The 4,771-nt window shown below is 74.1% G+C and carries 4 protein-coding genes and 1 pseudogene; all 5 read left to right on the top strand.

Going from position 1 to position 4,771, the window contains the following annotated elements; genetic code table 11:
- Positions 1-707, top strand: a pseudogene (locus AB0B89_RS34955) (hydrogenase 4 subunit B); the annotation flags it as partial.
- A gap of 34 nt (positions 708-741) precedes the next feature.
- Complete coding sequence (locus AB0B89_RS34950; RefSeq protein ID WP_358561611.1) at positions 742-1,686, top strand: NADH-quinone oxidoreductase subunit H; 945 nt, start codon at positions 742-744, stop codon at positions 1,684-1,686.
- 6 nt (positions 1,687-1,692) lie between these two features.
- The gene (locus AB0B89_RS34945) at positions 1,693-2,352 is read left to right on the top strand and encodes a hypothetical protein (RefSeq protein ID WP_358561609.1); all 660 of its coding nucleotides are present in this window, start codon (positions 1,693-1,695) and stop codon (positions 2,350-2,352) included.
- A 91-nt stretch (positions 2,353-2,443) separates the two neighbouring features.
- On the top strand, positions 2,444-3,913 hold the full coding sequence (locus AB0B89_RS34940; protein ID WP_358561606.1) for a proton-conducting transporter membrane subunit: 1,470 nt from the start codon (positions 2,444-2,446) through the stop codon (positions 3,911-3,913).
- The coding region (locus tag AB0B89_RS34935) for an NADH-quinone oxidoreductase subunit C (RefSeq protein WP_358561603.1) at positions 3,910-4,771 on the top strand (862 nt) is incomplete at its 3' end. The genes AB0B89_RS34940 and AB0B89_RS34935, both read left to right, overlap by 4 nt.

Here is a 4,771-nt window from a genome sequence, read left to right as displayed (position 1 = left end):
CGGCGGGCCTCGGGGTCGCCACCTTCGTCAAGGCCTTCGGCGTGGGGTTCCTCGCCCGCCCGCGCACCCCGGAGGCCGGGCGCGCGGCCGAGAGCCCGCCCGTCATGCTCGGCGGGATGGTGCTCGCGGCGGCGTGCTGCGCGGGCCTCGCGCTCGCCCCGACCGCCGTCCTGCCCGCCCTCTCCCGCACGGTCGCCACGTTGCTTCCCGGGTCGGGCGGGGTGGGCGGCGAGTTGACGCTGCGGCTCACGAGGACCGCGGGGACGATGTCCCCGCTGCTGCTGGCCGCCGCGCTCGTCATCGCGGGGGTGGGCGCGCTCGGCGCGGTACGGCTGCTCGCCAGGCGGCGGGCACGGCGCCCGGCGCGGTTGTGGGACTGCGGGGCCGGACCCATGTCGCCGCGCATGGAGTACACCGCCACCTCGTTCGCCCAGCCGTTGCAGCGGGTCTTCGACAACGTGCTCGCCCCCGAGAGCGACCTGGACGTCACCCCGGTGAAGGAGTCGGCCTACATCGTGGAGAGCGTCCAGTTCCGCGCCCGGATACGCGACCGGGTCGAGCGGCGGCTGTACGACCCGGTGCTGGCCGCCGCGGCCGTGGTCGGCCGCCGTGCCACGCGACTGGCTGACGGCAGCGTCCACCGATATCTCGCCTACGGGTTCTACGCGCTCACCGGCATGCTGATCGTGCTGGCGGTGGTCTGGTGACGGGGCCGGCGGCGCGGTCCGGGGAGGGGGCCGCGTGACCGGGCTGGTGGGCGCGGTGGCGCAGGTCGTGCTCGTGGCCGTGGGCTCGCCCCTGCTGGCCGGGTTGATGCGGCAGGTCCGCGCCCGGCTGGAGGGGCGGGCGGGCGCCGGGGTGGGCCAGGCGTGGCGTGACCTGCGCAAGCTGGGAAGGAAGGAGGCCATCACCCCGCACGGCACCGGATGGGTGTTCCGCATGGCGCCTCTCGTGCTGGCCGGCACCGCCCTGGTGGTGGCCGCGGTGGTGCCCCTGGTCACCACGCGCTCCCCGCTCGACGGCGTGGCCGACCTGTTCGCGGTGGCCGCCCTGCTGGCCCTCGGGTCGGTGGCGCTGGCCCTCGGAGGGCTGGACACCGGGACGGCGTTCGGCGGGATGGGCGCGAGCCGCGAGGTCACGGTGCTGGCTCTGGTGGAGCCGACCATCCTGCTGTCGATCTTCGCGCTGTCGGTGCGGGCCGGGTCCACCAACCTGGGCGTGATCGTCACCTCGGCCCTGCGTAACCCGCTGGCGGTGATCTCCCCGGTCAGCCTGCTCGCGGCCGTCGCCCTGGTGGTGGTCACCATGGCCGAGACCGGGCGCATCCCGGTGGACAACCCCTCGACGCACCTGGAACTCACGATGATCCACGAGGCGATGATCCTGGAGTACGCGGGACCGGACCTGGCGCTGATCGAGTGGGCGTCGGCGATGCGGCTTTCCGTGCTGCTGGGGCTGCTCGGCAGCCTCTTCGTCCCCTGGGGCATCGCCACCACCGGAGCGGGGCCGGCCTCGGTGGCGCTCGCGATGGCGGTGCTGGTGGTCAAGGTCGCCGTGCTCGGCACGGTGCTCGCCGCCGCCGAGGTGTTCATGGCCAAGCTGCGCCTGTTCCGCATCCCCGAGCTGCTGGCCGGGTCCTTCATGCTGGCGCTGCTGGCCGTCGCCGCTTCCTGCTTCCTCACGTGAGATGACATGAACGAATCGATGTACGTGCCCTTGCTCGATCTGGCCTGCGGGGCGTTCCTGCTCGCCGGGGTGCTGGTGCTCGGGCGGCACGACCTGGCGGCCATCGTCCGGCTTTTCGCCTGGCAGGGCGTCGCCCTGGCCGCCATGGTGCTCGTGCTGGCGGCCCACGAGGGATCCGCCGAGCTCGCCGTGGCGGGCGTCGCGGTGGGCGGGCTGCGCGCCGGGCTGCTGCCGCATCTCATGCGCCGCGCGCTGGTGGCCGGGGGAGAGGACCGCGAGAGCAGGCCGCTGGTCAACGTGGCCACCTCGTTGCTGGTGGCGGCCGTGCTGGCGATGGTGGCCTACGACATCTCCCAGCCGCTGGTACGGCTCACGCCCACCCCGTCCACACGGGCGGTGCCCGTCGCCCTGACCGTGCTGCTGGTCGGGTTCTTCGTCCTGGTCAGCAGGCGCAGGGCGCTGTCACAGGTGGTCGGGTTCCTGCTCATGGACAACGCCATCACCGCGACCGCCTTCCTCACCACCAGCGGGGTGCCCGTGGTCGTCGAGCTGGGCGTCTCGCTGGACGTGCTGCTCGCCGTACTGGTGTTGCAGGTTCTCACCACACGCATGCGCGCCGCCTTCGGCGGCACCGACCTGGACGAGCTACGGGAGCTGCGCGACTGATGGACGGCCCACATGACGACCACGCCGCGGACGCGATGAGCCGCGCATCCCTTCGGCGAAGGGCCTTCCGGCCGGTGGGCGGGGAGGTCGCGTGAGTCTTCTCGTGATCGCCCCGATCCTGTTCCCGCTCCTCGCGGCGCTCGGCTACGCCGTGTTCGGCTGGCGCGCCGTCACGGCCTGGCTGGGCGCGGGGGCGGCGGCCGGGTCGCTGGGCTGCGCGGTCGCGCTGGCCGTGGCCACCACCGCCCAGCCCAGGACGGCGCTCTCGGGGTTGCTCCGCGCCGACGCGCTGAGCGCCTTCATGCTGATCGTGATCGGCGTGGTGGCCCTGCTCGCGGCGCTCGCAGGGCCCGCGTACATGGCCGCCGAGCTCGCCGCCGGGCGCACCGGTCCCCGCGCCACCCGCAGGTACGGCATCCTCACCCAGGCGTTCGTCGCCGCCATGGCTGTCGCGGTGCTCGCGGCGAGCCTCGGGGTGCTGTGGGTCGCGGTGGAGGCCACCACGATCCTCACCGCGTTCCTGGTCGGGCACCGCCGTACCCGGCAGGCCGTTGAGGCGGCCTGGAAGTACGTCGTGATCTGCTCGGTCGGCATCACGCTGGCCCTGCTCGGCGTGGTGCTCACCCACTACGCGGCCCTGCGCGCCGGCGTGCCGGCGGCCGGCGCGCTCGACTGGGCGGTCCTGTCCGGCGACGCGGCCGGCCTGGACCCCGGGGTGATGCGCACCGCCGTGGTCCTCCTCGTGCTCGGGTTCGGCACCAAGGCGGGGCTGGCGCCGATGCACGCCTGGCTGCCCGACGCCTACGGCCAGACCCCGGGGCCGGTGTCCGCGCTCATGTCCGGGGTGCTGCTGTCGGTGGCGTTCTACGCCATCCTCCGCGTGAAGGTGATCGCCGACGTCGCCCTCGGCGCCGGGTTCACCCGCACGCTGCTCATCATCGCGGCCCTGGCGTCCCTGTCGGTCTCGGCGGCGCTGCTGCTGGCCCAGCGCGACTACATCCGCATGATCGCCTACTCCAGCATCGAGCACATGGGCCTGGTGGCGCTCGGGGCCGCCATCGGCAGCCGGCTCGCCATGGCGGCCGTACTGCTGCACATCCTCGGGCACGGGCTCGGCAAGTCGGTGCTGTTCCTCTCCTCGGGCCACATCCGGCAGGCCTTCGGGAGCAGCAGGATCGCGGCGGTGGGCGGCCTCGCCTCGCGGGCTCCGCTCCTCGCGGGCGCCTTCGGCCTCGGCCTGCTCGCGCTGACGGGCATGCCTCCGTTCAGCCTGTTCGCCAGCGAGCTCGGGATCGCCCGAGCCGGGTTCACCGCCGGGTTCGGCTGGGCGGTGGCGGCGGCGCTGGCGTTGACGCTGGTCATCGGGGCCGGAGTGCTGTCGGGCGGGAGGCGCATGCTGCTCGGCGCGCCCCCGCCGGGCGGCGCGGCGATACGGCTGACGCGCGCCTCGGCGGTGCCGCTGATCGCGGGCCTGGTCGCCTGCGCCGTCCTCGGCGTAGCCGCCGGGCCGCTGCGCCCGCTGCTGGAGGCCGCCGCGACCATGGCGGGAGCGACCCCGTGACCGGCCGTCTCATCGTCAACGTACGGACCGGCGAGCTGGCCGACCGCACGGCACGGCTGCTCGCCGGCGGCTACCGCCTGGCCCTGGTGGCCGCCCACGAGGACGCCGGAGCCCTGCGCGTGGTGTACCTGTACACCGCCGGGTCGCCGGACCGGCGCGCCGAACTGCACGTACACCTCGACCTGTGCGAACCGGTGATCCCGAGCCTCGCCGGGCTGTCCTTCCCGGCGGGCCGGTTCGAACGGGAAATGCGTGATCTGTATGGCATCGTCCCGATGCGTCACCCGCTTCCCCATCGCCTGGTCCGCCACCACCACTGGCCGAGGGGCTGGTATCCCATGCGGGCCGACGCCGGGCCCGCGCCGGAGTTCGGCGACCCCGAGGGCCCGTACCCCTTCCTCACCGTGGAGGGGCCGGGCGTGTACGAGATCCCCGTCGGCCCGGTGCACGCGGGGCTGATCGGGCCGGGCCACTTCCGGTTCTCGGTGGTGGGGGAGACGATCCTCAAGCTGAAGGCCCGGCTGTGGTTCGTCCACCGGGGCGTCGAGAAGCTGTTCACCGGGCGCCGGCCGGCCGAGGGGCTGGCGCTCGCCGAGCGCGTCAGCGGGGACACCTCCGTCGGCCACGCCCTGGCCTACTGCCTCGCGGTGGAGGAGGCGACCGGATGCGTCCTCGGCGCCGCGACGCAGCGCGGGCGCGCCGTCCTGCTCGAACTGGAACGCCTCTACAACCACGTCACCGACATCGGCGCCCTGTGCAACGACGTGGGCCACGGCATCCTCAACGCGCACTGCGGGCGCGTCCGCGAGCGGTTGCTCCGGCTCAACGCCGAGGTCACCGGCCACCGGCTGCTGCGCG

Source organism: Sphaerisporangium sp. NPDC049002 (assembly GCF_040649355.1).
GTDB lineage: Bacteria > Actinomycetota > Actinomycetes > Streptosporangiales > Streptosporangiaceae > Sphaerisporangium.
The sequence above is the reverse complement of the archived record's forward strand: the minus strand, read 5'-3'. Positions and strand labels throughout refer to the sequence as shown.